Source organism: Veillonella atypica KON (assembly GCF_002959915.1).
GTDB classification, from domain to species: domain Bacteria; phylum Bacillota; class Negativicutes; order Veillonellales; family Veillonellaceae; genus Veillonella; species Veillonella atypica.
Map to the genome: position 1 here is coordinate 501,594 of NZ_PPDE01000008.1, position 26,489 is coordinate 528,082.

At 38.6% G+C, this 26,489-nt stretch carries 31 protein-coding genes; 1 reads left to right on the forward strand and 30 read right to left on the reverse strand.

Annotation, left to right across the window (positions count from 1 at the left end; all coding sequences use genetic code 11):
* Nucleotides 1–212: 212 nt before the first annotated feature.
* From VAHSUH02_RS06320 to nth, 29 genes are all read right to left on the reverse strand, one after another.
* On the reverse strand, nucleotides 213–533 hold the full coding sequence (locus tag VAHSUH02_RS06320) for a hypothetical protein (protein ID WP_255308897.1): 321 nt from the start codon (nucleotides 531–533) through the stop codon (nucleotides 213–215).
* Between the two features lie 235 nt (nucleotides 534–768).
* Nucleotides 769–1,623 (reverse strand): hypothetical protein, encoded by an 855-nt coding sequence (locus VAHSUH02_RS06325; protein WP_005379253.1) that lies wholly within the window; start codon nucleotides 1,621–1,623, stop codon nucleotides 769–771.
* A 13-nt stretch (nucleotides 1,624–1,636) separates the two neighbouring features.
* Nucleotides 1,637–2,086 (reverse strand): hypothetical protein, encoded by a 450-nt coding sequence (locus VAHSUH02_RS09825; protein WP_227041493.1) that lies wholly within the window; start codon nucleotides 2,084–2,086, stop codon nucleotides 1,637–1,639.
* On the reverse strand, nucleotides 2,025–2,429 hold the full coding sequence (locus VAHSUH02_RS06335; RefSeq protein WP_255308914.1) for a hypothetical protein: 405 nt from the start codon (nucleotides 2,427–2,429) through the stop codon (nucleotides 2,025–2,027). The genes VAHSUH02_RS09825 and VAHSUH02_RS06335 overlap by 62 nt, the downstream gene beginning before the upstream one ends.
* A 145-nt stretch (nucleotides 2,430–2,574) precedes the next feature.
* Nucleotides 2,575–2,979 carry a hypothetical protein gene (locus VAHSUH02_RS06340; protein WP_005383558.1) on the reverse strand — a complete coding sequence of 135 codons (405 nt, stop codon included), beginning with the start codon at nucleotides 2,977–2,979 and terminating at the stop codon, nucleotides 2,575–2,577.
* 23 nt (nucleotides 2,980–3,002) lie between these two features.
* On the reverse strand, nucleotides 3,003–3,461 hold the full coding sequence (locus VAHSUH02_RS06345; RefSeq protein ID WP_038148825.1) for a pilus assembly FimT family protein: 459 nt from the start codon (nucleotides 3,459–3,461) through the stop codon (nucleotides 3,003–3,005).
* Entirely contained in the window at nucleotides 3,419–3,985 is a 567-nt protein-coding gene (locus VAHSUH02_RS06350) for a prepilin peptidase (protein WP_005383566.1), read from the reverse strand. Before VAHSUH02_RS06350 ends, VAHSUH02_RS06345 begins: the two co-directional genes overlap by 43 nt.
* Nucleotides 3,986–3,996: 11 nt before the next feature.
* Nucleotides 3,997–4,410 (reverse strand): competence type IV pilus major pilin ComGC, encoded by a 414-nt coding sequence (locus VAHSUH02_RS06355; RefSeq protein ID WP_038148827.1) that lies wholly within the window; start codon nucleotides 4,408–4,410, stop codon nucleotides 3,997–3,999.
* 16 nt (nucleotides 4,411–4,426) lie between these two features.
* Complete coding sequence (locus VAHSUH02_RS06360; RefSeq protein ID WP_005383570.1) at nucleotides 4,427–5,599, reverse strand: type II secretion system F family protein; 1,173 nt, start codon at nucleotides 5,597–5,599, stop codon at nucleotides 4,427–4,429.
* A gap of 9 nt (nucleotides 5,600–5,608) precedes the next feature.
* Entirely contained in the window at nucleotides 5,609–6,610 is a 1,002-nt protein-coding gene (locus tag VAHSUH02_RS06365) for a type IV pilus twitching motility protein PilT (RefSeq protein ID WP_005379255.1), read from the reverse strand.
* A gap of 22 nt (nucleotides 6,611–6,632) precedes the next feature.
* Nucleotides 6,633–7,649: a GspE/PulE family protein gene (locus tag VAHSUH02_RS06370; RefSeq protein ID WP_038148830.1), complete on the reverse strand. Its 1,017-nt coding sequence runs from the start codon at nucleotides 7,647–7,649 to the stop codon at nucleotides 6,633–6,635.
* A 221-nt stretch (nucleotides 7,650–7,870) separates the two neighbouring features.
* Nucleotides 7,871–9,157 carry a phosphopyruvate hydratase gene (eno, locus tag VAHSUH02_RS06375; RefSeq protein ID WP_005383572.1) on the reverse strand — a complete coding sequence of 429 codons (1,287 nt, stop codon included), beginning with the start codon at nucleotides 9,155–9,157 and terminating at the stop codon, nucleotides 7,871–7,873.
* Nucleotides 9,158–9,184: 27 nt separating this feature from the next.
* Entirely contained in the window at nucleotides 9,185–10,708 is a 1,524-nt protein-coding gene (gpmI, locus tag VAHSUH02_RS06380; protein ID WP_005383574.1) for a 2,3-bisphosphoglycerate-independent phosphoglycerate mutase, read from the reverse strand.
* Nucleotides 10,709–10,726: 18 nt separating this feature from the next.
* Nucleotides 10,727–11,497, reverse strand: coding sequence for a triose-phosphate isomerase (tpiA, locus tag VAHSUH02_RS06385; protein WP_005383576.1), 771 nt, complete (start codon nucleotides 11,495–11,497; stop codon nucleotides 10,727–10,729).
* A gap of 1 nt (nucleotide 11,498) precedes the next feature.
* Nucleotides 11,499–12,677, reverse strand: coding sequence for a phosphoglycerate kinase (locus tag VAHSUH02_RS06390; RefSeq protein WP_005379171.1), 1,179 nt, complete (start codon nucleotides 12,675–12,677; stop codon nucleotides 11,499–11,501).
* A gap of 17 nt (nucleotides 12,678–12,694) precedes the next feature.
* Nucleotides 12,695–13,705 carry a type I glyceraldehyde-3-phosphate dehydrogenase gene (gene gap, locus VAHSUH02_RS06395; RefSeq protein ID WP_005383580.1) on the reverse strand — a complete coding sequence of 337 codons (1,011 nt, stop codon included), beginning with the start codon at nucleotides 13,703–13,705 and terminating at the stop codon, nucleotides 12,695–12,697.
* Between the two features lie 51 nt (nucleotides 13,706–13,756).
* On the reverse strand, nucleotides 13,757–14,782 hold the full coding sequence (locus VAHSUH02_RS06400; protein ID WP_005383581.1) for a sugar-binding transcriptional regulator: 1,026 nt from the start codon (nucleotides 14,780–14,782) through the stop codon (nucleotides 13,757–13,759).
* A 181-nt stretch (nucleotides 14,783–14,963) separates the two neighbouring features.
* The gene (gene upp, locus VAHSUH02_RS06405; protein ID WP_005376354.1) at nucleotides 14,964–15,590 is read right to left on the reverse strand and encodes a uracil phosphoribosyltransferase; all 627 of its coding nucleotides are present in this window, start codon (nucleotides 15,588–15,590) and stop codon (nucleotides 14,964–14,966) included.
* A gap of 185 nt (nucleotides 15,591–15,775) precedes the next feature.
* A complete protein-coding gene (locus VAHSUH02_RS06410; RefSeq protein WP_005383582.1) occupies nucleotides 15,776–17,017 on the reverse strand; it encodes a serine hydroxymethyltransferase in 1,242 nt (413 codons plus the stop codon).
* Nucleotides 17,018–17,076: 59 nt separating this feature from the next.
* Nucleotides 17,077–17,514, reverse strand: a complete 438-nt coding sequence (gene rpiB / locus VAHSUH02_RS06415; protein WP_005376273.1) for a ribose 5-phosphate isomerase B — start codon at nucleotides 17,512–17,514, stop codon at nucleotides 17,077–17,079.
* Nucleotides 17,515–17,525: 11 nt separating this feature from the next.
* On the reverse strand, nucleotides 17,526–17,966 hold the full coding sequence (locus tag VAHSUH02_RS06420) for a low molecular weight protein arginine phosphatase (RefSeq protein WP_038148832.1): 441 nt from the start codon (nucleotides 17,964–17,966) through the stop codon (nucleotides 17,526–17,528).
* Nucleotides 17,967–18,081: 115 nt separating this feature from the next.
* Nucleotides 18,082–19,116 carry an L-threonylcarbamoyladenylate synthase gene (locus VAHSUH02_RS06425; protein ID WP_005383584.1) on the reverse strand — a complete coding sequence of 345 codons (1,035 nt, stop codon included), beginning with the start codon at nucleotides 19,114–19,116 and terminating at the stop codon, nucleotides 18,082–18,084.
* Between the two features lie 4 nt (nucleotides 19,117–19,120).
* Nucleotides 19,121–19,990 (reverse strand): peptide chain release factor N(5)-glutamine methyltransferase, encoded by an 870-nt coding sequence (gene prmC / locus VAHSUH02_RS06430; protein WP_005383585.1) that lies wholly within the window; start codon nucleotides 19,988–19,990, stop codon nucleotides 19,121–19,123.
* Nucleotides 19,983–21,065, reverse strand: coding sequence for a peptide chain release factor 1 (prfA, locus tag VAHSUH02_RS06435; RefSeq protein ID WP_005376124.1), 1,083 nt, complete (start codon nucleotides 21,063–21,065; stop codon nucleotides 19,983–19,985). The genes prmC and prfA overlap by 8 nt, the downstream gene beginning before the upstream one ends.
* Before the next feature lie 14 nt (nucleotides 21,066–21,079).
* Entirely contained in the window at nucleotides 21,080–21,991 is a 912-nt protein-coding gene (locus VAHSUH02_RS06440) for a DUF1385 domain-containing protein (protein WP_005383586.1), read from the reverse strand.
* A gap of 57 nt (nucleotides 21,992–22,048) precedes the next feature.
* Nucleotides 22,049–22,246, reverse strand: coding sequence for a 50S ribosomal protein L31 (gene rpmE / locus VAHSUH02_RS06445; protein WP_004696185.1), 198 nt, complete (start codon nucleotides 22,244–22,246; stop codon nucleotides 22,049–22,051).
* A 73-nt stretch (nucleotides 22,247–22,319) separates the two neighbouring features.
* The gene (locus tag VAHSUH02_RS06450; protein ID WP_005376370.1) at nucleotides 22,320–22,589 is read right to left on the reverse strand and encodes a YdbC family protein; all 270 of its coding nucleotides are present in this window, start codon (nucleotides 22,587–22,589) and stop codon (nucleotides 22,320–22,322) included.
* Between the two features lie 102 nt (nucleotides 22,590–22,691).
* Entirely contained in the window at nucleotides 22,692–24,131 is a 1,440-nt protein-coding gene (locus VAHSUH02_RS06455) for a hypothetical protein (RefSeq protein WP_005383595.1), read from the reverse strand.
* A 1-nt stretch (nucleotide 24,132) separates the two neighbouring features.
* Complete coding sequence (gene nth, locus VAHSUH02_RS06460; RefSeq protein ID WP_005376356.1) at nucleotides 24,133–24,768, reverse strand: endonuclease III; 636 nt, start codon at nucleotides 24,766–24,768, stop codon at nucleotides 24,133–24,135.
* A gap of 123 nt (nucleotides 24,769–24,891) precedes the next feature.
* Between nth and VAHSUH02_RS06465 the strand changes: the two genes are divergently transcribed.
* Nucleotides 24,892–25,161: a DUF896 domain-containing protein gene (locus VAHSUH02_RS06465; protein ID WP_005383607.1), complete on the forward strand. Its 270-nt coding sequence runs from the start codon at nucleotides 24,892–24,894 to the stop codon at nucleotides 25,159–25,161.
* A gap of 46 nt (nucleotides 25,162–25,207) precedes the next feature.
* Here the strand turns inward: VAHSUH02_RS06465 and VAHSUH02_RS06470 are convergent, their stop codons facing one another.
* Complete coding sequence (locus VAHSUH02_RS06470; protein WP_005376127.1) at nucleotides 25,208–26,455, reverse strand: aminotransferase class I/II-fold pyridoxal phosphate-dependent enzyme; 1,248 nt, start codon at nucleotides 26,453–26,455, stop codon at nucleotides 25,208–25,210.
* Between the last annotated feature and the right edge of the window lie 34 nt (nucleotides 26,456–26,489).

The window sequence follows — 26,489 nt, forward strand, 5'->3', positions numbered from 1 at the left end:
GAGGTTCTATATTTATACTTTGATATATATCATCTACCCAATATTCATGCAGCAATAAGGATGAAATCAACTCATATGTATGAGAAGATAAAAATTGCTCTTTTACTGTTGTTTCCAATTGGTAATATTCAATGTTCTCTACCACCGCTTCATATTGCTCTGTATAGTATCTAGATATCCATAACGAAGAAAAAGCAATTATAATGCTTATACTACACGCTAGGAATATCCTCCTTAGGTTTGGTGTCATGCTGTTTTGTATGTCCATCCAAATGGAATGAACAAGGTCCATCTGCTTTTTCCACTTGTTGTTTCCCATCACAAATCACCTGTTTCATATGAGCTTGAACATATTGAACATACGAATGATAAGCTTCATCATTTGTTGCATCACCATCAACAGTAAACCCTCCTTCAGAAAATTCTATATGTCGTAACGTAATGGTTCCTCTTGTTGACATAGCTCCATCCAATAATGTAACAAGACAATATTGATTGTCTAATTGTGCGCCATGTTGTAATAACCGCGACATGGTATCCTCCATAGCATGATATTGATCCCGTATTTGCTTGGATTGTTCATCCATCTGTATTTGTTCGTACTTCGCTACCTGTTCAGTATAAGTTTTATAAGAATAGACCCCCATACCAAGACAAAAAGCACTGAGTAATATAATCACTCCTGCAGTAGCGTATATATACAACTTATATTTACATAGCCAAATATACCATCGTAATGAACGGGGCATAAAATTTATTAATCTTTCATTACCATCCTTGTCCAATCCACCGTAACCCCCGCGTAGCCATTCCAATCGCCATATCCCAATCTAATTCACCTAATGTGCAACGCGTGCGACCTCGTCCAAGAAACATCATAGGTATATATTCAGTATTTCCGTATACCTCTTGTAATGCGCTTATATCGATACGCTGCTCTTCATTTAAATCATCAGTATTATAAAAATGTATACCTTGAATTTCTTCTACGCCAAATCGCTGCAACATTTCTTCCATTTCAATCAATGCGGAACTAATATCTGCACCATTGATCTTTACAATACATTCTTTCACACAAGTATCCTTCCACCAAGCCCATAAATGCATACCAGCTGGTTCTACGATACCTGTAACCGTTCCTGTTCTATGCATCAATCCATACGTAACTGGTAATGGCCAACAATCAATAGTATCGACAGGTGCACATGTATCGCGTATACCTTGGCGTAGTAATTCAAGTTCATGCCGGTCTACGGCGGCTAAAAACAAATAATAATTATGTCGTGGATACTCTCTACGACAAGCATCAAGTTCAAATTCATGTTCGCCAAAATTAAATGTATCTTCTATATTCCACTTTATAAATTCCTTTACATCAAAATCATGAGGATCAAAACTAGCCATCGTCATTTCCGTAGGTATACAAGCAACAATACTATATTCACCCTCTTCTAGATCATAGGTATTAATAAATTCAGCTATATCTTCATCAATTGTGCTAGACCGTTTCATCTCCATTGCATCAGTAATAATCATTGTTTTATTTTCAATATGTGCTGTAGTGGCAACAATTCTATCATCCGTAATACAAAGCCCTGTATGTATCTGTTTTTTCTCTTTCATAGCGATGTCCTCCTCAATATGGTTTTACACTAATAACCTCTAATGTATGATTTTCTTTTTCTTTTACATATATATGAACACGACTTGATACACCATCTAATACAGCACAGCTCATCACATGTTTTGGATTAGTAACCTTTGGATCTGCCTTAATATATATATGGATAGTATCGTTTTTTTCCACATCAATAGCCTCGCTATAATCCCAACGGCCACCGTTATTGCAATACGTAACGAACCATCGTGCACCACGCTCTGCTGCATAATGAGATGCAATAAGTCTCATTTCATCTGTTGTATTACTTAGTGACAGGGTCGCAAGCCTATTCATTCCTAAAATAAGTACTAATAAAATGAGCATAATATATATGGCTACATAGCTAACCATGCCAGAAGAATAGTCAGAGATGCTTCGTTTTTTTAAACCAATTTGAATGTGTTGATACCGCCGTTGCCACCTCATAATTTGCTATGCCTCCATACCCTTTTGCATATTCTGTTTGACTATTAAACCGGTTATTTATAGACCACTTAAGAGTCACTAGTCTATTAGGATTCATAGAAAATGGTTTGGTAGCATCCAGTTTACGCTTATCATCAGTGCCTATGATGCGGCTTCCACTCAAGGGTTGTAAGCTACCATCACTTAATTTTCTATATAAGGCCCTTCTAGTAACGGTAAACGCGGTACGGCTTGTATCATTGATAGATAACAGGTCTCCCTGATCATTGATGGATACCATAGAATGATTCCAAATAATATGAGATACGATAGCGCGTCTTGTATAACGGCCATCCTCTAACATGGCCAAGCTATCATCAATTCGCTCGGTCCATATATAACACGTCATACATATTGTCATGATTACGAGAATCACGAAAGAACTAATCAAAACGCTAATAAGTAGAGATGGTAATATAAATCCATTGAATGATTTTGTCCTATGATTTTCAATGATGACTCGATCCAAGAAACGTAGATATCTCATAAACAGTAACTCCATTATCAACAGCTTGTACGATAAATCGTAGTATAGATACACCATTTACCACTTCTTCTGTAACACTTTGTTTAAATGTTATATTGGATAAATTATGTCCATTCGATGATGAGATAGTACCTGTTGTTGGTATACCACCAGAATCATATACCGCTTTCCCTGCTTCTATATAAGATAATGAATCCTGCAATATATAGTCATGAGTATACGTAGTCTTTACTATCGATAAGGTACTACTCAAGACATAAAGTATGATTGGCAATATGAGTAATACTAAGGTTACTGCCATAAGTGCATCACCATATAAAAATCCAGATTGTTCTGTTCGTAATCTATGCTTGTTTTTTGGATACATTCTTATTTGTACACATGTCATAATCACAATGATTCCCACCGAATACGCCCTGTTTGTACAGAGATCCATATGCGATTTGTCGCACCGGTTTGTAAGTCTTGTAAAATAAATTCTGTCCCATCATAAGGCAATCCATAAGCAGAAAAATAAACGCGCTTCATAGTATGAGCACTTTCTATATGTTCTGGTAATTCTATCTCTACATGATGCTGCATAAGCCCTTCTTGAATTGAATAAGAATGTTTCTTTAAAATAAACTCCCCCTGTGCCATCCGATCATCCCGGTGTCCTAGCATAGCCCACAGTTGAGTCTTCTTAATAGCTAATACAACTTCTTCAGTACTTCTATTCAACTCATGACGTGATGGTATGGTAACGATACTACTTAGGCCTATACCAATCAAGGATAGTAGAATGGTAATCGCCACAAGCCACTCTACTAATATAGAGCCATTACAATAATGTGTTTTATCACCGACCAATATATCGCCTCCCATACATTAGCAAAATGCAAAGCACTCCATGCACCAATGCACAAGAAAGGGCCAAAAGGAATATACCGTCTACCTGTATTACGAATACTATATAAGCTGGCGAGATAGAGGACACTAGCAAAACAAGAAACGTAAATCATAACAATAATTTGTATATTTGTTAGCCATATGGATATAGCACTCATCCATTTAATATCGCCCCAACCAAGACCACCTCGACTCAATATGCGTAATGCAATACTGATACTAGCAACGATCAAAACATGTACACAGGTGTCGAAAACTGCATGCTGTTCAACGATGCTATAAAGGATACCTATAATCGTAAGAGCGATAGCACCCTCATCGGGTAATATGAAATATAGCTTATCAATGGTAGCACCTATTACGAGAAATAGTGAAAAGAAGCTATAACATATAATTTCAAATAGTGTGTAATGCCTATACATTAATGGAATTACAATGGACAATATCCATATAACTAAACAGATATATTCCTTTCTCCCTTTCATTGCAAAATCCTTTATGTTTCAGGGGCCGTAACGACTACAGACTTACCGGCATTACCAGCAACTTGTTCATAGGTAATAACGTATTCCTTACCTTTTGTAGTTTTAACATGCTCTGTTAAGTAACCTTCTTGATATAATTTTTCTACTGTTGGTGGCGTATCTAAACTTTTATCAATCATGTAAAGTTGTGTCGCATTACGTATGATTTGCATATCTGCCACTTGTTTAGCATTCTTTGCCTTATCGGCAGCGGACATAAATTGAGGCATTGCAATAGCTGCCAAAATAGCAATAACAGCTACTACCACCATAAGTTCTACCAATGTAAATCCACCTTGTTTAGTTCGTTGCATGCGACGCAAACTAATATATCTAAAAAACGATTGTTCTAATTGAGTTAGTAGTTCTCTACAATACATAAGCATTCTAAAAAGTCTCCTTTCATTGACCACCTAGAGATGATATTGATGTAAATAATGGATACATGACGGATATAACGAGGATTGCAATGCCAACGCCCATAATGGTGAGGAGTATAGGTTCCATAAGGCGCTCCATTCTTGCTATATATTGTGTTAACAACGATTCATAATAGTGACTACAATGATTCAACATGGCTACCAATTCACCACTTTCTTCTCCAACAGCGACCATTTGCCATATAAATGGGTTCCCTACAGACGATGATTTTAAACTTTCACAAAAAGAATGTCCTTTACAAAGCATGTCATAAACTTGATTACTACATGATTCACCATACGAATTTCGCCATATATGCTTTGTAATATCTATAGTATTGATAATTGAAATTCCCGAATCTAGCAATAATGACCAAATATGTAGAATATTCGTGTAATATAGAGATGTTAAAAATGTATTATGTTGAGCCAATTGCCATAACCATCTATCAAATCTATATCTAATTGCAGATTGTTTAAAAGCATATATGAGTATTCCAATAAAAACCACATGCCCACTAACATACAGTAATGGATGTTCTCGAAGGGAAGTTCCTAATACAAATAAACCTTTTGTCATCCATGGTAATTCTATATGCATAGTAGCAAATACGCGGGTGAACGATGGAATAATAAATAATATAGTAACCAAGAAAAATACATTCATAAGCACCAGTAAGAATAAAGGATATGAAATAGCACTTACTATCTTTTGTTGGTATTTTCGTTCTCGTTCATAATAAGAAGCTATATACTGCAAAGCTTCCCCAACATTCCCTGACATTTCACCACTTTCAAGCAATGCCAAGGCTATAGGAGGAAAGCCCTTTTCTCGAAGAGTCTCTGATAAAGGTTGGCCTCGTTGAATACCCTCGTATAAAGAGCGATATAACATCGATTTTGAGCCATCCATTAAAAGTTCTAGCGAACGCCTAAGGGAAATACCTGATTGTAGCAGTAATCCCAGTTGATATGCTGTGGTGCTCACTTGTTTATGATTCCAACGTACCGATTTGCTAGAGGATCTAGCTATACTACAAATGACATATCCTTCTAACTTGAGTTTAGTGCTAACCTCATCCTCAGAATCGGCCCATAATAAGCCTTGTATTCTTTTCTTGTCTGTTGTTATCACTGTATATTCATAAGCATTCATGTAATTCCTCTATGATAATTGTTGTTCCAATAAAGCATGTAATTGGTGAACTGATCCATATTGCGTTTTTACATCACGCACTGCCATTTCTAATGTCTTCATGGGGGCCTGCGTTTCTTGGATTGAAACAATTTGAGGTTCCTTTCGATTTCTAATTAGATTTGCCACTGCATTCGTATTTAACAGAATATCCCGTATTGTTATAAACGAGGTTTCCCATCGTAACAAACGTTGACATATAACCGCACGCAATACTTGTGATACTTGACTGCGCACTTCATCTTGTTGTTCTCCAGGAAATAGAGATATCATGCGTTGCACGGCCATAACTGCTCGTTGTGTATGCATGGTTGCAAGCACAAGATGACCTGTTTCCGCAGCATGTAATGCGGCCTCTAACGTATCTCGGTCTCTCAACTCTCCTACCATAATGACATCTGGATCCTCTCGTAAGGCATCACGTATCCCATGCGCCATCGAATCCACATCAATTCCGAGTTGGCGCTGATGAATAATTGACTGCAATGGTATGAACTCATATTCCACAGGATCTTCTAGCGTTATTATGTGTTTATTCATAGTTTTATTTATATATTCTATGCAACAAGCTAAGGTATATGATTTGCCACTACCTGTAGGGCCTGTAACAAGGACTAACCCATCATGATATTCACAAATTTGTTTTAATACATCACTATCTTTAGATGTATCAAGCGATAAATTAGCATGACAGAGTAATCTCAATGTTCCACAAATTCTATGATTAGCCCTATAAATATGAGCCCGAATTCGAATGCCATTGCTGGTGAAAGCATTATCTACAGAGTGCCATTCATCATGTGTGACGCCACATCGTTGTAATACATCTTTAATCATATCCACACTGCAAATGCTTGAAATAGATTCCAACCCATTAGCAGCTCGAATATAAATCGGTGTTCCCACCTCTAAATGTATATCAGTAGCACTATGCTCTAACGATAGGGAAATTACATCTTCTATTGTTATCATCGAGTCGGTTGTCACTACACAATCACAATAAGATGCCTGCACGATGTACCTCCTCTACTGTTGTAATGCCCGAATTAATAGCAGTCTGCGCCGAATCTTGCAATGAAACATATAGATATGTATCAACATGATTCCAATCAATATCACTAGATGGTATCTCTACATATTCAAACAAACCTAATCGTCCTTGATAAGAATTTGTAGTGCTATTAATACGTCTTACAAGACGCTGAGATAGTGAACCAATTAATGTAGCATGCAGTAAATACGGTTCGACCCCCATATCAATAAGGCGTCCAATAACACCTAGTGCGGTATTCGTATGAACCGTGGTAATTACACGATGTCCGGTTAAAGCGGCTTTTACAGCTAGCTGTGCCGTCTCATGGTCTCGTATTTCACCAATCATAATAGAGTCAGGATCTTGCCGTAATACAGTGCGTAACCCTTTCGAAAAGGTAAATCCAATCTTTTCATTAATCCCTATTTGAATAGCTCCATCAATGGCCGCTTCTACAGGATCCTCTAAACATATAAGTTTTGTTTCTTTTAAATTCAACATGCGTAACATGGCATATAAGGTAGCCGTTTTACCACTTCCCGTAGGTCCACAAATGGTAATGAGCCCATAAGGACGTTTTAGTAATGCGGTAATCTTCTCCTGTAAATCGACTGACATACCCAGTTCTAATAAATTTTTATGCACTCCTTCATTTCCCATTAGACGACACACAATGGCCTCACCATATAGACTAGGCAAACTAGATACACGCATGGTGACAGCATACGATTTAGCTGTCCATTCCCATCGCCCATCTTGAGGCAATCTCTTTTCGCTAATATCCATGCCACTGAATACCTTGATGCGGTTCACAATCATTTCCGCATCAGTAGCATCGATAAACATATAATCCGTTAATAATCCATCAATTCTCAATCGCACTTGTACACCATCCGGAATAGGATCAAAATGTATATCACTAGCACTAATCGTAATAGCATACGTGATGATTGAATCCAATGCAACATCTACATACAATGTCACCCCCTCCTTCATACCTTGCGGTGTGTTTATACATCACCTCTGCTCATTGCACTATGTAATTCTGTATAATAAGAAAAACTCCTCTTTATTTCTAAAAAATCCACAATGCGTGTATAGGTACGCAAAAAAACAACAAAAAAAGAGACTCTCTTGAGTTTTCACTACTCAAAAGAGTCTCTTATCTAGTATGTGATTCTAAAATAAAATGTGTTATTCTATTTTTTCAAATTATAGAATACTGCATCACCTTTATATTGTGCAGTTTCATATAACATTTCTTCAATGCGAAGCAATTGATTATATTTAGCAACACGTTCAGAACGAGCAGGAGCACCTGTTTTAATTTGACCCGCATTAACAGCCACTGCAATATCTGCAATAAATGTATCTTCTGTTTCGCCTGAGCGATGAGATACTACACATGTGTAACCAGCGCGTTTTGCTGTTTCCATAGCGTCAAAGGCTTCTGTTAATGTGCCAATTTGATTTACTTTGACAAGAATGGAATTAGCTACGCCAAGGTCGATACCCTTTTCAAGGCGTTTTGTATTAGTAACGAATAAATCATCACCTACGAGTTGAACGCGCTTACCAAGGCGTTCGGTTAATACTTTCCATCCATCCCAATCTTCTTCTGCAAGGCCATCTTCGATAGATACGATAGGATATTTATCGACTAAGTATTCATAGAAGTCAACCATTTCGCTAGCGCTCAATACTTTGCCTTCGCCTTCAAGATGATATTTACCATCTTTATAGATTTCACTGGAAGCCACATCGAGAGCTAATTTAAAATCTGTACCAAGTTCATAACCGGCACGTTGAATAGCTTCGCAGATTACTTCCAAAGCTTCTTCATTGGAAGCTAAGTTTGGCGCAAAACCACCTTCATCACCTACAGCAGTGCTAAGACCTTTATCGTGAAGTACGGATTTCAATGTGTGATATACTTCTGCACAGCTACGCAATGCATCGCTAAATGTTTTAGCCCCTACTGGCATAATCATAAACTCTTGGAGGTCTACATTATTATCAGCATGAGCACCACCATTTAGAATGTTCATCATAGGAACAGGAAGTTCTTTAGCATTAAAACCACCTAGATATAAGAACAAAGGCAAATCTAAAGATTCAGCAGCAGCACGTGCTACAGCCATAGATACACCTAAAATTGCATTGGCACCCAAGTTAGCTTTGTTATCTGTGCCATCAAGTTTAAGCATTAAATTATCAATCGCCACTTGTTCAGTCGCATCATAGCCGATAATAGCTGGGCCAATTTTAGCATTTACATTGTCTACAGCTTGTAAAACACCTTTGCCACCATAGCGTTTTTTATCGCCATCGCGAAGTTCTACTGCTTCAAACATCCCCGTAGATGCACCAGAAGGAACTGCAGCTGTTGCAATTGTACCATCTTCCAAACAAACTTCTACTTCTACTGTAGGATTACCACGAGAATCCAAAATTTCACGAGCTACGACTTGTTCAATTACTGCCATAATACTACCTCTTATTTATATACTAAATTAATCTAATAACAAACTTTCACCGGTCATATTACTTGGCTTATCAATATGAGCCAACGCTAACATTGTCGGTGCAATATCACATAATTTACCTGATTTAAGTTGTTTATGTATATCCTGAGCTCCCACTAAAATCAATGGCACAACATTCGTTGTATGGGCTGTATGAGGTTTTCCAGTCTCATGATTGACCATTTGCTCTGCATTACCATGATCGGCGGTAACTAAAAGCTGTCCTCCAACCTCTAATATAGCCTTTGCAATACGTTCTAATCCTGCATCCACAGTTTGAATTGCTTTCACTGCAGCTTTAAAATCTCCTGTATGCCCTACCATATCTGGATTTGCGTAATTTAGGATAATCATATCGTATTGACCACTATGAATGGCATCAACTACCTTAGCTGTCACCTCAGGAGCACTCATTTCAGGTTGTAAATCGTAGGTTGCCACTGCTGGAGAAGGCACAAGAATACGGTCTTCACCTTCAAAGGGAACCTCATTACCGCCATTAAAGAAATATGTTACATGTGCGTACTTCTCTGTTTCAGCAATACGTAATTGACGATAGCCACCCTTAGCAAGGACTTCACCTAATGTATGATGCAACGTATCCTTTTCATAGACAATATGAACAGGCAATCCATCCTCATACTTAGTCATTGTCGCCATAAAGATAGATATAGGTTCTCGTTTAAAACCTTCAAAGTCAGGTAATATTAAAGCCCTCGTCAATTCACGAGCTCTATCAGGTCTAAAGTTACAGAAGATTACGGCATCTCCATCAGAAATCATACCTTCTGGCTCGATAACTGTAGGCACTACAAATTCATCATTCACACCATCATTATAGGATTGTGTAACGGCGTCACACGCAGAATTAGCCTTATTACCAACACCATTGACAATAGCATTATAGGCTAATTCCTCACGGTCCCACCGGTTATCGCGATCCATCCCATAGTAACGGCCACTTACAGTAGCAATTTTCCCACAGTTTATATCGGACATAAAGGATTCTAAATCCTTAAGATAGGTTAATGCTGATTGTGGTGGCACATCGCGTCCATCGAGAAGCGCATGCACATATACCTCTTTAATGCCTTCATGTTTAGCACCAGCAATTACGGCCTTAATATGCTCTAAAGAACAATGTACATTGCCATCAGATACAAGGCCAATAATTTGTAATTTACCATGCTTAGCATGCTTGTATAACTCTTGTATTACAGGCTTTTGAAAAAACTCGCCACTCTCTACATCCTTTGTAATACGCGTTAAGTCTTGATATACAATACGGCCGGAACCAAGGTTGAGATGCCCAACTTCTGAATTACCCATTTGCCCTTCTGGCAAACCGACTGCAAGACCTGAAGCTTGTAATGTTGTATGAGGATACGTATCCCACAAATAATTAAAATAACTTGGTTTTGCTTGTACTACGGCATTCGTCGTATCTGTTTGGTCCCCCATACCAAAGCCATCTAGGATGACTAGCATTACGGGTGCCTGTAATTTTGCCATATTTATACCTCTAGTATATTATTTACTTACGTCTTGAGCCGCCATAATGATTTCATTAAATTCATCCACGATTAACGAAGCGCCTCCAACGAGGGCTCCATCAATATTAGGCTCACTTAAAATTTCACGCGCATTATTAGCCTTTACACTACCACCATATTGAATTCGAACTGATTCAGCTACAGCAGAGGTATATAGTTCCGCTATATAATCACGTATAGATTTACATACTTCCTCTGCTTGACCAGCAGTCGCAGTCTTGCCCGTACCAATAGCCCAAATCGGTTCATAAGCGATAATCAATTGTTCCACTTGATCCGCTGGAATATCTTGTAATGCACATTGTAATTGTCCGTGAATGAAAGAAATCGTTTCATTTGCCTCTCTCTGAGCAAGGCTTTCACCAACACAGACAATAGGTTGCAAATTATGATGAAATGCACTCTTAATCTTTTCATTAACCATAGCATCTGTTTCACCATAGTACTCACGGCGTTCGGAATGGCCAATAATGACATAGGACACACCGAGTTCCGTTAACATCAACGGAGAAACTTCGCCAGTAAATGCACCGGCATCATGATAATCCATATTTTGAGCCCCTACGCCAACCTGTGTATCTCGTGTTAAGGACACAGCTCTCTCAAGCGCAGTAAAGGGTGGACAAACTACTACTTCACAATCCAAGTTTTTATCACCTAGAAAACTAGTAAATGCTTCAATCAAGATAGAACCAGATGCAATGGTTCCGTTCATCTTCCAGTTTCCTGCAATAATTTGTTTTCTCATATTAGGCCTCTGTTAAAGCAGCAATACCTGGCAAAACCTTACCTTCTAATAATTCAAGGGATGCACCGCCACCAGTCGAAATATGGCTAATTTTATCTGCTAAGCCGCTTTTTTCAATAGCAGCTACAGAATCACCACCACCAACGATAGTCATAGCATCAGATTCTGCAACGGCTTTAGCTACTGCATTCGTACCAGCTGCAAATTTATCCATTTCAAATACGCCCATTGGGCCATTCCAAATAATAGTTTTCATATTAGCCAATGCTTCTGTATATAAGTCACGTGTTTTAGGACCGATATCCAAAATCATCCAGCCATCTTCGATGTTATCGACATCCACGATTTTTGTGTTTGCATCATTGCTGAAAGCATCTGCTACTACAGCATCGATAGGTGTCAATAATCTAGCACCTGCAACGCGTGCCTCCATAACTAAATCTGTAGCGATAGCATCTTGACCATCTTCATATAAGGAACTACCGATGTTACAGCCTTGAGCCTTAATGAAAGCATTCGCCATACCGCCGCCGATAATCATAACATCTACCTTAGGTAATAGATTGGAAATAACAGAAATCTTATCTGTTACCTTAGCACCACCGATAATGGCAGCCATAGGTGTTTTTGGATGTACTACAGCTGCACTTAGTGCATCAATTTCTTTTTTAAGTAAGAAACCTGCACCCATAGGGATGTAATCAGCAATGCCAACTACAGATGCTGCATTACGATGAGATACACCAAATGCATCATTGATAGCTACATCAGCAAGAGAGGCTAATTGTTTAGCAAACTCAGGATCGTTTTTAGTTTCTTCATTGTGGTAACGCAAGTTTTCAAGCATCAATACATCGCCAGGTTGTAATGCTTCAACAGCTGCCTCAACCTTAGGACCAACGCAATCATCGACAAATGCAACTGGTTTATTGATAAGCTCAGATAAACGTTTAGCACAAGGAGCCAATGTCATATCCGGTTTACGTTCACCCTTTGGACGACCAAAGTGAGATGCAAGAATTACCTTAGCATTGTGGTCGATTAAATATTTGATTGTATCTAGTGCACCACGAATGCGAGTGTCATCAGTGATGACACCATCCTTCATAGGCACATTGAAATCTACGCGTACAAAAACGCGTTTATTATCTACATTCATATCTAAAATGGTTAATTTCATCCTAGAATTTCCTCCCATTATAGACCTTTACTAGCTACGAAAGCTGCCATATCGATAAGGCGTTCAGAATAGCCCCATTCGTTATCGTACCAAGAAACAACTTTCACCATGTTACCATCCATAACCATTGTCAAATCAGCATCAACAATGGAACTACGAGGATCAGAACTAAAATCACAGGATACCAACGGCACATCGGATACACCAAGAATACCTTTTAATTCACCAGATGCTGCTTTGCGGAATGCTTCATTGATTTCTTCTTTTGTAGCAGGTTTTTCAAGTTCGCAAACAAGATCTGTAGCGGATACATCTGGTGTAGGAACGCGCAATGCAAAACCATCTAATTTACCTTTTAATTGAGGCAATACTTTAGCAACAGCCTTTGCTGCACCAGTTGTTGTAGGAATGATAGACATAGCTGCTGCACGAGCACGGCGTGGGTCTTTATGACGTGCATCAAGAATTTTTTGGTCATTTGTATAAGAATGAATTGTAGTCATCATACCACGTTTGATACCAAATTCATCGCATAATACTTTAGCAAATGGAGCCAAGCAGTTAGTTGTACAAGATGCATTAGAGATAATGTGATGTTTTGCAGGATCGTACATATCTTGGTTAACGCCCATAACCATTGTTAAGTCTTCATTTTTACCAGGTGCAGAAATCAATACTTTCTTAACAGTAGGTTGATTCAAATGAACCTTTGCTTCTTCTGCATCGCGGTATTTACCAGTACATTCCATAACGATTTCTACGCCTTCTTCAGACCAAGGCAATTTAGAAGCATCACGGTCATGGAATACGCGGATTTTTTTGCCATCTACATAAATATTTTCATCGTCAAATGTTACTTCATTAGGGATTGTGCCATGTACGGAATCGTATTTTAACAATAATGCAGTACCCTCATTATCACCAGTCGCATTAATAGCTACTACTTCAACATCTGGATTATTAATTGCCGCACGTACTACACATTTACCAATACGACCGAAACCATTAATACCAACTTTAACTGCCATTGTTTTGTCCTCCTCAAAAGAACTATATAATACTAAAAATAATAAACTAAATTATAACGCAGGAATATTTAGTAATTGGCGCATACCTTCTGCTGCTTGGTCATCTATTATGAGGATTCCCTTTTTACAAGACCTCATAACACTGATAATAGCACCAGCTTTATCAAAGCCACCTGCTACAGCTACGACATGCGGTATATTTACTATATCCCTTAATGAAAGCCCTATGTTGTTCGTCGCATAGACGATAGAACCATCCATAGAGCAATACTGACCTAATGCTTCACCTACGGCATCGCCATCAACGAGTTGACGGCGTACATCCTCCGGTATATGTCGTACATCGGCCATATGGAGTGCTTGACCAATACCAAAAACTAATATATCAGTTCTATGGATTAATTCGCTAATCTCCTTGATTTGTGGTTCTAATGTTACAAGCATATCTAGGGAATCTTTAGATAGCCCATCTGGTAAATGAAGCATCTTATACGAGCCATGCCAACGTTCTGCTAATACAGAGGCGATTACATTCGCTTGATATTCGACGACTTCACCAACACCACCACGGGCTGGTACAACCACGGGATGCAACACACTACTAGGCATTTCATCAGCCATTGCCGCCATGGTACTACCGCCACTAACGGCTATAACAGACTCATCGGTTACCATACGTTGAACCACTTTCGCAGCAGTAAAACCTAAGCGTTTTAACATTAATGATCCTTCACTTGGTGTGATAATAACATCATCAATATGTAATGCAGCTTTCAACCGTTGCTCTAATTCGCCAACACGCTCATATTCATAAAGAATACTCCTTAATTTGGGAACTAGTTCTCGTCCTTCAGCACTTAGATAGATACCAGGTTTTGAGATTTCAACTAATCCGTTACCACGTAATGCATCAACATGAGATCGTACTGCACGTTCTGATATATCCGTAGCTAGTGCTAAACTCCTACGGCCGAGAGGTTCTTCATAGGCTAGATGACTCAATAATTTGTAGCGATCCTTTAAGACGGTCATTAATTCCGGTGCTATACGCTCGCATACCATTAACAACTCATTCATAGGGTTCCTCCTTTACCCTTTGATAAGGATAACGATATTCGTCCCAGACAAACAAAATTAGTCCCACCTAGAATAAAAAAATACTTCTACACAATTATTTTATACCTTATTACAACTTTATTCAAGTAAAAAACGCCCTTTCGGGCGTCTTTTACATCGTATTTATAGATATATGTCGTGATTATTTTGTACCGAAAATACGGTCCCCTGCATCACCTAAACCAGGCAAGATATAGCCATGTTCATTCAATGTTTCATCAAGAGCGGCTACATAAATAGGTACATCAGGATGTTCCTTATTAACAACTTCTACACCTTCAGGAGCTGCTACAAGGCACATCAATTTAATGCTCTTTGCACCTTTCTCTTTCAATAACGTAATCGCTGCAGATGCACTACCACCAGTAGCTAACATTGGATCTGTAACGATGAAATCGCGTTCGCCTACGTCACTAGGTAATTTACAATAATATTCTACTGGTTTTAATGTTTCTGGATCACGATATAAACCGACATGACCAACCTTAGCTGTTGGAATCAAGCTAAGCATGCCATTTACCATGCCAAGACCAGCACGAAGAATCGGAATAATGCCTAATTTTTTGCCCGCAATGCGTTTACCTGTCATCTTAGTCAATGGTGTTTGCACTTCTACATCTTCTAATGGCAAATTACGTGTAATTTCATAGCCCATCAACAATGTAATTTCATCTAATAATTCGCGGAAATCTTTTGAACCTGTTTGTACATCACGCATCAATGTAACCTTATGATGAATCAATGGATGTGTCATAACATTAACGTTCATGATTATGCCCCCTATAAAAACAATCCGGATCCGAAATCATTATTTCGGCCTTTTACTATTCATACATACTCTATCACATATTTACAAATCCTGCCATATAAATATGACCACTACAACATAAAAAGGGTGAGCAAGAAAAACTCTTACTCACCCTTTTGGGTTCTTACTATACCGATACCTATAAATTATAAGTTAGGATATAAAGGATATTTTTCACATAATGCAGCTACGCGTTTTGCAGCATCTTGATGTTTTGCTGCATCTTCTGGGTTCTGAAGTACTGTAGCAATAATATCTGCAATTTCTTTCATATCGTCTTCTTTAAGACCACGTGTAGTCAATGCAGGTGTACCTAAACGAACACCACTAGTTACAAATGGACTAGCTGGATCAAATGGAATTGTATTTTTATTAGCTGTGATACCGATTTCATCAAGAAGATGTTCTGCTTCTTTACCAGTCAAACCTGTATTGCGCACATCTACAAGCATAACATGTGTATCCGTACCACCAGAAACGATAGTCAAACCTTTAGCTATTAATTCAGCAGCCAATACTTTTGCATTTTTAATAACTTGTTCAGCGTATACTTTAAATTCTGGTTGTAATGCTTCACCTAATGCAACAGCTTTTGCAGCGATAACATGCATCAAAGGACCACCTTGGATACCAGGGAATACAGCTTTATCAATAGCTTTTGCATATTCTTCTTTGCACAAAATCATACCGCCACGAGGGCCACGCAATGTTTTATGTGTTGTAGTTGTAACGATATCTGCATATTCTACTGGATTTGGATGTAAACCAGCAGCTACAAGGCCAGCAAAGTGAGCCATATCTACCATGAAAATCGCGCCTACTTCATGAGCTACATCAGCCATTTTCTTGAAGTCGATTTGACGGCTGTAAGCACTGCCCCCAGCAATGATCAATTTAGGTTTTGCTTCTAAAACGATTTTGCGGAATTCATCATAGTCGATTTGTTGAGTTTCTGCATTAACACCGTAAGAAACAACATTGAAATATGTGCCAGATACGTTTACAGGAGAACCATGTGTTAAGTGACCACCATGGGACAAGTTCATACCAACAATAGTGTCACCAGGTTTTAACATAGCAAAATATACAGCAAAGTTAGCTTGAGACCCAGAATGTGGTTGTACATTTGCATGTTCAGCACCAAATAAACGTTTAGCGCGTTCAATAGCCAATGTTTCTACTACGTCCACATGTTCGCAACCACCATAATAACGTTTGCCAGGGTAGCCTTCAGCGTATTTATTAGTCAATACACTACCTTGAGCTTCCATAACGGCTTGGGATACGATATTTTCAGAAGCGATCATTTCTAATTTATCGCGTTGACGCATTAATTCTTGATCGATAACTGCTTTAACATTAGGGTCTTGTTTTGCTAAGAAACTCATGGGAATCCTCCTTGAAACATATGTAAATATAATGTGATAACTAATTGAATAAAGATGTATTATTTTTCAAGAGCAGAAATTTTTTCTACGCGACGCGCGTGACGTCCGCCTTCAAATTCTGTATTAAGCCAAATCGTAACAATATCCTTTGCAAGTCCCGGTCCAATAACGCGTTCCCCCATCGTAAGAATATTGGCATTATTATGTTCGCGACTTGCATGTGCGGAAAATGTATCGTGACAAAGCGCTGCACGTACACCTGCAATTTTGTTGGCTGCAATACCAATCCCAATGCCTGTACCACAGATTAAGATGCCGCGATCTGCTGCACCATCTACAACGGCATGTGCCACTGGTTCGGCAATATCCGGATAATCACAAGATTCTGTACTATGTGTACCAAAATCTTCCACTTCATGACCTAATGTAGACAATAATTCCTTAATTTCTTGTTTTAAATGTAATCCACCATGATCACAACCAATAGCAATTTTCATAGCTCTATCTCCTATTCTTTTGATGCTACTAATCCAGCTTTCACCAAATTATAAATTTGCTCAGCACATTGATTATACACGTCTTGATTTGAACCGAAAGGATCTACCACATCTCCTGTACCATGCCCCCATTCAGCAAGGGTTTGAATTTTAGCTACTTCAAAAGGAAATTGACGAAGTAACACAGATTTATGATCTTGTGTCATACCAATAATCAAATCCGCTGAATTGACAAGCTCCATTGTAAGAGGTCTTGATTCATGGCCAGAAATATCGGCAATAGATTGAATCGCAATCACAGCTTCTTCTGTAGGCTTGGCACCATAAGCAGCAAATAATCCAGCAGAAACTACATTCACATCTAGACCAAGCTCTGTTGCCAAGGTTCGCGTAATACCTTCTGCCATTGGGCTACGACAGGTATTACCAGTACATACATACAAAATATTCATAATGACATCCTTACCGCCACAATTTCTGTGGCTATTTATACATTATAGCAAATACATCCAATATGTAAAGACATTTTTCTATTATGAATGGACATAATAAATATTACCTAACTGCTTATAAATAGATAATATGACCGGCACACGCCTTTTCCATGCGATTCATGACCGCTACGCCGAGGCCTGTATTCACAACACCTTCTGCTAAAATATAGTCTACATCACATTCATTAAAATGATGTAATGTCTTATAAAAATCGTGAGCTAAGGCAACCGCATCACCACTATGTCCATATACATGAAATTCACCGTGTACACTATCTTTTAACAAATCATATGTTTCTTGACTAACCAAGAATGCACCACGTTTAGTGTCCTGTTCACGAATCACATTACTGAAAGCTTCCGCCACATCCTTTGGATTTCCTATAAATGCACGCATAGGTGCATCGGGAGCATAATGCTTATACTTCATACCAGGAGCCTTTGGCGCTTCATTTTGAGACGATAAAAACGGATCATAGGACACATTATCTACAACTTGTTCTAACATTTCTTTTGTAATTCCACCGGGCCGTAAGATGGTCACTCCATCATCTCTCACCTCTACAACCGTTGATTCCACACCAATCGTACAGATTCCAGCATCCACAATATACGGAATACGTCCATTCATATCATCATAAACGGATTGTGCCGTAGTCGGGCTTGGACGGCCTGAAATATTAGCACTAGGCGCTGCGATTGGCACACCGGCCAATTCTAATATGTTACGGCATACAGCATGATCTGGACATCGTAATGCCACGCGAGCTAACCCACCAGTTGCACGGTCAGGCACGAGATCGGATTTAGGCAATGTAATTGTTAAAGGACCCGGCCAAAAAGCCTCAATCAAGGCCCTTGCTGTTTCAGGTATTTCTTTCACAAGCGGTTTAATGCTTTCCGCATTGGGTACATGTAATATCAATGGATTATCTGAAGGACGACCTTTAGCAGCATAGATTTTATCCATTGCATCTGCATCGAGGCCATTAGCACCAAGGCCATATACGGTTTCCGTAGGAATTGCTACAACATCACCATGACGCAACGCATGTGCAACTAATTGAAGATTATCTCTTGTAAGTTCGGTAATGATTTTAGTCTCCACATTCTCACCCCTTCACGCGAGCCGTTACAACTCGATTAATGCCCGCTAAATCTGCTGCAAAAGATATATCTACATAGGAGCCAACAGACTCCAGTAAAGATTTTACATCTTCAGCCTGATCATATCCTACCTCAAAGGCCACAAGTCCATAAGGTTTAAGATATTTTACGCACTCCATAGCTAACTGACGATAGAAATCAAGGCCATCTTCACCACCAAATAATGCAATATGAGGCTCATTAAGTACATCAGGAGACAGGATTTTCTTATCCTCTAATCGAATATACGGCGGATTAGATACAATCACATCAAACAACTCATTATGATGTTCTAAATAAGAAAACATATCCGATTCGTGAAATTCGCTACGATTCTCTAGCTTAAATGCTTCTTGATTCTTTGTGGCTATTTCAAGTGCATCACGAGAAATATCAAGGCCCATCCCCGTTGCTGTAGGCAGATAATGCAAGAGGCTTAGTAAAATAGTACCAGGGCCCGTACACATATCAAGGATTCGAATAGAGTCTTGTTGATGATAGGAACTTAATACATATTCTACTAATGTTTCTGTATCGGGACGAGGAATGAGGACCTTATCATTTACAGCAAATGTCAATCCCATAAAGTCTTTTGTTCCCGTTAAAGATGCTACAGAATGTCCTTTAGCCCGTTCAATGACAAGCGGTCTAAATCTATCCAGCTCTTCTTGCTCTAATGGTTGATCATAATTCGTATATAGATATATACGATTCTTCCCTAAAACGTGAGAAAGCAGTACTTCCCCATCAAGACGAGGTGTATCCATCCCCTTGCTTTGAAAGTACTGCTCTGTCCACTGGAGAATACGACCAATCGTCCAAATCTCCTTATACATTTGTATTAGCCTCCTGCATTTTAGCTGCTTGATCAGCGGCATTTAAGGCTTGAATAATTTCATCGAGATCACCATTTAAAATGGCATCCAATTTATACAATGTTAAATTGATACGATGATCTGTTACGCGACCTTGTGGATAGTTATAGGTACGAATACGTTCACTACGATCACCTGTACCAACTTGGCTCTTGCGGTCTGCAGCCATGCTAGCTGTAGCCTCTTGTTCGGCTTTATCTTGCAATTTTGCACGCAATACGCGCATCGCTTTTTCTCTGTTTTGTAGCTGAGAACGTTGATCCTGACAAGCTACGACAATACCTGTTGGTAAGTGGGTAATACGGACAGCAGATTCTGTTTTATTAATATGCTGACCACCGGCACCACTGGCGCGATATGTATCGATTTTCAAATCCTTATCATTGATTTCAATATCAACATCTTCCATTTCAGGAAGTACTGCCACAGTAACCGTAGATGTATGTACACGGCCTTGTGTTTCTGTAGCTGGAACCCGTTGTACACGATGTACACCAGATTCAAATTTCATCTTGGAATATACATTCTCACCATCTACAGAGAATACAACCTCTTTAAAACCGCCTAGTTCAGGTTCATTAGCATCGATAATTTCACAACGCCACCCTTGGCTTTCAGCATATTTTGTATACATACGGAATAAGTCGCCTGCAAACAATGCCGCTTCATCGCCACCAGCGCCACCGCGAATTTCGATGATAATATTTTTATCATCGTTAGGGTCTTTTGGTAATAAAAGAATTTGTAATTTTTCTTCTAATTCCTCTTTTTGAGGTTTTAATTCTTTCAATTCTTCTTGAGCCATTTCACGGAATTCTTCATCCATTGTTTTGTCTTCAATGACTTCCATGGCTTCATCAATACCAGCTAACACCTTTTTATATTCTCTAAAAGCTTCTACAGTTTCAGATAATTGGGCATGTTGACGTGTTAGTTTACGCCATTCATCTTGACGCGCAATGACTTCAGGGTCACTGATGCGTTGCTCTAGATCCATAAATTTATCTTCAATAACTTGTAATTTATCTACTAACATATATAACCTCAATCTTAATATGTTTCATCTTCATAAGCATCTTCTTCTGGAGGACGCACCTCTTCTAGAGCACGAATAGCCACTTCGATTTGATCTGCTTCTGGTTCACGGGTCGTCATATATTGCAACGCCAAGCCCGGTTTAACGAGAGATTTTACAAAGGAGCTTTCACTACGTCCTGCAAAACGAATAAATTCATAGGCAATACCTGCTACGACGGGCATCAGTAAAACACGTGACACAATGCGCTCTAGCAAATTAGGCCAACCTAAAAAGGCAAATACAAATATACTAACTACCATTACAATGAGTAGAAAATTAGTCCCGCATCTCGGATGTAAACGAGATTGAGCACGCACATTTTCTACGGTCAAAGGTAGATCATTTTCATAAGCATGAATGGTTTTATGCTCTGCTCCATGGTATTGGAATACACGTTGTATATCCTTAGTTTGACCAATACCCCATATATAGAGCAAAAACAAAGCCAATCGAATAGCACCTTCAACCAGGTTCAAAATAAAGTGATTATCTTGAATACCAGGAATAAATTTAACTACAAATGTAGGAAGGGCCACAAATAAAGCGATTGCAAATAGTGTGGAAAATACTATGGTAATGGCAATTTCACTATTCGACATTTCTTCCTCTTCATCACCAGCCGCTTTCGCAGAGAAGGACAAGGCCTTCATACCGATAACAAGAGATTCATATAAGGCTATACAGCCTCGTAAAAAAGGTTTCTTTAATATAGGATATCGCTCTTGAATGGACGTGGTGGCTTCCTTTTGCACCACGATAGAACCGGAAGGCTCACGTACAGCTGTCGCCGTATATCCTGGGCCACGCATCATGACGCCTTCAATGACAGCTTGTCCACCAACGAACTTCTTAATACGTTCTTTTGCCAAAGGATTTCCTTTCATAAACAAATAGAGGCAGAGCCCAAAGCCCTGCCAATAGTTGTTTCGCTACATAAACTATTATTTACCGTAACGTTTGTTAAATTGTTCGATACGACCACGAGCTTGAGCCGCACGTTGTTGACCAGTGAAGAACGGATGGCATTTGGAGCAAACGTCTACACGAAGGTCTTCTTTTACAGAGCCAGTTTTGAATGTGTTACCACAACCGCAAGTAACTGTAGCTTCTTTATAGTCTGGATGAATACCTTGTTTCATTCTATACACCTCTTTCCAGCAATCAATATTATTCTTATAGATTATAGCACGATAATGCGTACAAATCAAGAAACTACTCTTTAGAAGCCTGTTTTTCTTCAATTGCTTCCGCTAAGATAGTTTCTAAATCACTTTCATTCAAAAGATCGCGTAATGCAATCAATTCTTCCAAGGAAAGAGTAATCCCTTTTTTCATACTTGTATATTCGCTATCCCAAGCACGAAGATCAAATTTAGGATTATATTTCCCCCAGCTTGTGCATGTAAGTTGTTTTTTCCAGCCATCTTTATCTTCTGATAATGTGCCGATAACTTTGAAAATTTCGAAATTAATAACAGCCATTGTTACCTCCCTCCTCACCTAATTACAGTGTACACTATTTGTCAAATTATGTAGTTCTAAATCGATACGATATATTGTAAACCAAATTACCTATATTGACAATTATTTTTTATAGTCACTGTAGTCTTCAATATCGATGGATGTCGTCGGAGGCATTACGTCAGCACCCAAAGAATTCATATTTTCTTGCCATGATGCTCGTGCAGATTTGATAGTCTCTTTATACGCTTCATCAATATTTTTGGCCGCATTAACTAGTAGCGATTCATCATTTACATCGAGTACACGGCGACGTACGCTGCTAAGCATATAGCCGAAGGATTCTTCTGTTTGAACGAGCATAGAAATCTCTTGCATTAAGGTTTGCCCAATTGTGCTAGAGAAATATGTATACCACATATATGCCAATTCTACATCAGGGAACATCCAATATACACCCGTACTAGGTGCTTCTGTACCCATAGACACCTCTACATGGTCACTATAGCGGGTAAAAGCTAAGTAATACGCTCCATTTTCACGAAGTGCCGCACGTCCTAGTTCTGAAACACGACTATCTATACAATAAATGCCATCCTGACCTAAAGCTACATCAGTTTGACCGCCAGGCAATAAAATAGAACGTAAAGACAAACCGTAGTTTAATACAGTAAATACCGGTAATTGAGCAAAGACGCCATGAGGCAATGGAATATAATTAATAGCTTTCCAGTCATCACCAACTCGTTCACGAAGGCCTACACGCATCTTTTTAACATCATATTTACCATAAATGATTTCATAAGCCCCAAGGGGAGTCCATTCACGAATAGATTCTACACGTTTTTGGTTCAAAAAGAATTGTAATGCCATATTATTCAATCCCAATTGATTTTGTGCCATCGTTGCTGGTAAGAATAATTGAGCCGTCCCTTCTGGAACCAAATTATGCAAACCATTAGCTACCTCTTCTACAATATCTTCAGAGGATTGGAACATACCAACCGTACCTGTAAAGATATGGTCAAAATAGCTACGATGAGGCCATTGATTAATAATCTGAGCCATTGGATACAATCGAGAGATAATGCTATAACATACGGAAGATGCTGTATAGAGGACAACCTTTTTATCCTCATAAGATTGTAAAATTTCATCTATCATGCCAGCGTATTCTTCTACATAAGCATAAAGGACGAGCTCTCCAGTTTTACTATGACTTTCTATACTTTCACGAACAGGCGTTTCCCATATAGTTCCTACATCAAGACCATCTAGAATTCCAGTATCACTAATAAAATCAAAGAGTTCTACCGTAAATGAAGGGCCGTACAATGCACGAAATGTATTTACATCATATGGAATAGGTCCAAAGGATTCCACCGTAGATTTCTCAGCTAATCCATATAAGTCCTCTGGTGTAACACCCCATTCACGAGAATTCGCATTGCTAGAAAGCAATTGATCTAATACTTTAAAACGCATTAATTCGTTGACGATATCAATACCTTCTATGCCATATTGAGCACAAAGGGCAATTAGTTCTTCATTATTCTTTTTCATATTAAACCTTTCCTGCTGACGGACAAAGATGATGTAAAAAACAAGTTTCACATAGAGGCTTACGAGCTTTACAAACACGTCGTCCATGATAAATCAGCCAATGATGAGCTGCAGACCACTTCTCTTTTGGTATAGCCTTTTGCAATTTTTGTTCCATTTCTTCTGGCGTCTTTGCAATACCTAATTTCAATCGGTTTGCTACACGGAATACATGTGTATCCACCGCAATAGCTGGTGTTCCGAATAATACGGATACCACAACGTTTGCCGTTTTTCGACCTACACCGGGTAATTCAACGAGCTGATCAAATTCACGTGGCACTTCTCCATGATATTGTTCTACCAATATATGACAAGTGGCAATCAAATTCTTCGCCTTTGATTTATACAAACCACAATCCTTGATAAGAGCTTCTAGTTTTGTAACACCAACCTCTAGCATCTTAGCCGGATGATTTAATGCAGGGAACAATCGTTTTGTAACAATGTTAACCCTCTCATCTGTGCACTGTGCAGATAACACAACAGCGACTAATAATTCAAATTCATTTGTGTATTTAAGAGCAGGTTTGGCATCAAAATAATGCTCTTCTAATAATGCTAATTGTTCTGCCTTAATTGCTTTCGTAACACGCACGATAAACTCCTTTCTCACCTGTGAAAGTACGAACTCGTACAATTTATATCTTACCATACGTATTCATTAAGTTCTATGTTATAATAAATTATGTTATTCTAATATAGAATACAGGAGGCAATTATGACCAATATTAACGATACATTAAAACGTATAAATGAACTAGCAGCTAAGAAAAAATCAGGTCAAGAACTAACACCTGAAGAATTAGCCGAAAAGAAAGAGCTATATAACATCTATTTAGGCTTTATTAAAGGACAAATCACAGATACCTTAGATCGCGTTGAATTTGTTGATCCTAAAACAGGTGAACGAACAGCACCTAAAAAAGCGCTTGAAAACTTAGCGTTAGAGGCAGATAAAGAAATTAAAGAACGTAAGGACATTCACTAACACTAAAAGGCACTTCAAATTGAAGTGCCTTTTTAAATTCATTTCTTTATAATTTGCCTAATCGTTTCATTGCATCATAGATTTTTCCAGCTAATCCCTTCATTTGGAATTTAGGAATACCACATGCAGCGATACGAATACCATTGCCTAAGGCAATGCAATAAATATGTTCTTTTTTTAGTTCTTCACAAATAGCGGTACCAGAATCAGTTGGTATAGTAATAAAGAAACCACCTCGATATGGCAACATAGGTAAGCCCACTTGTGCTGCCTCTTGTTTAAAGATATCTGCACGATCGCGAATCAATTGATAATAACAATTACGTTCGTCCTCATAAGCCTTAAATTTATCAGGGTCAGAAACGATATTCGCCATAGCGCGCATTGCTGGACGACAAATATTAGACCAGGTTGCACGACTAGTCGATTTATTCACTTCTAAGAATTCATCGGCGATTTCTTCATCAGAAGAAATACCAATCATAGCGCCAACACGTTGACCATACATTGTAAAGCCCTTAGATAAGCTATAACATACACAAACTAGGATTTCCTTTGGTAAGTGCCCCATCTTTTTAAAGAATGCGCGGACTTCTTCTTTTTCACCAGAATAATCCAAATAAGCCACATCGATACCAATGATGACGTTATTGCGACCAATAGCAACTAATTCTTTCAAGAAACTAAGAATAGAATCCCAGTCCTTATCCTCTACAGAATATCCTGTAGGATTATTACCTGGTGTATTAAATAAGATAACAACATTTGTTTGTTTAGCAGCTAATTCCTTAACACGATGTTGGAATGCATCATGATTAAAGTTATTATGTTCATCAAATAAAGAGTATGTAACAAGTGTACGTCCATTATCACTACAAATAATACGATATGCACCCCAGTACCAATCTGCAGTTAATACTTCATCACCAGGTTCAGTATAGTTATGTACCAAATGATGAATACCGCCTGTACCACCAGTGGTTGCGATGCTACGAATAAAGCCGTCAGGACGAGAATCACCAAAGCATTCTTTTTCAGCACATTCCAAATATTGTGGAATCCCTGCAATAGGGGCATATCCAATATGTTCGGTGTCAGATAAATTTAAATATTCTTCTTTTACAGTTTTTAAGAATACTAAATTACCTTCTTCATCATAAATAGCACCCAAAGTACCATTTACTACATTTTCACGACCATTTAATTTTGTATCTTCCGCCGCCTGTCCTGCAGTTACAAAGATTACATCTTTTAATTTTTTTCCTCTTGCGTGTTTCGCTGCTACACTTGTCATCGCATACACCATCCTAACTAAAAAGAACTATTAC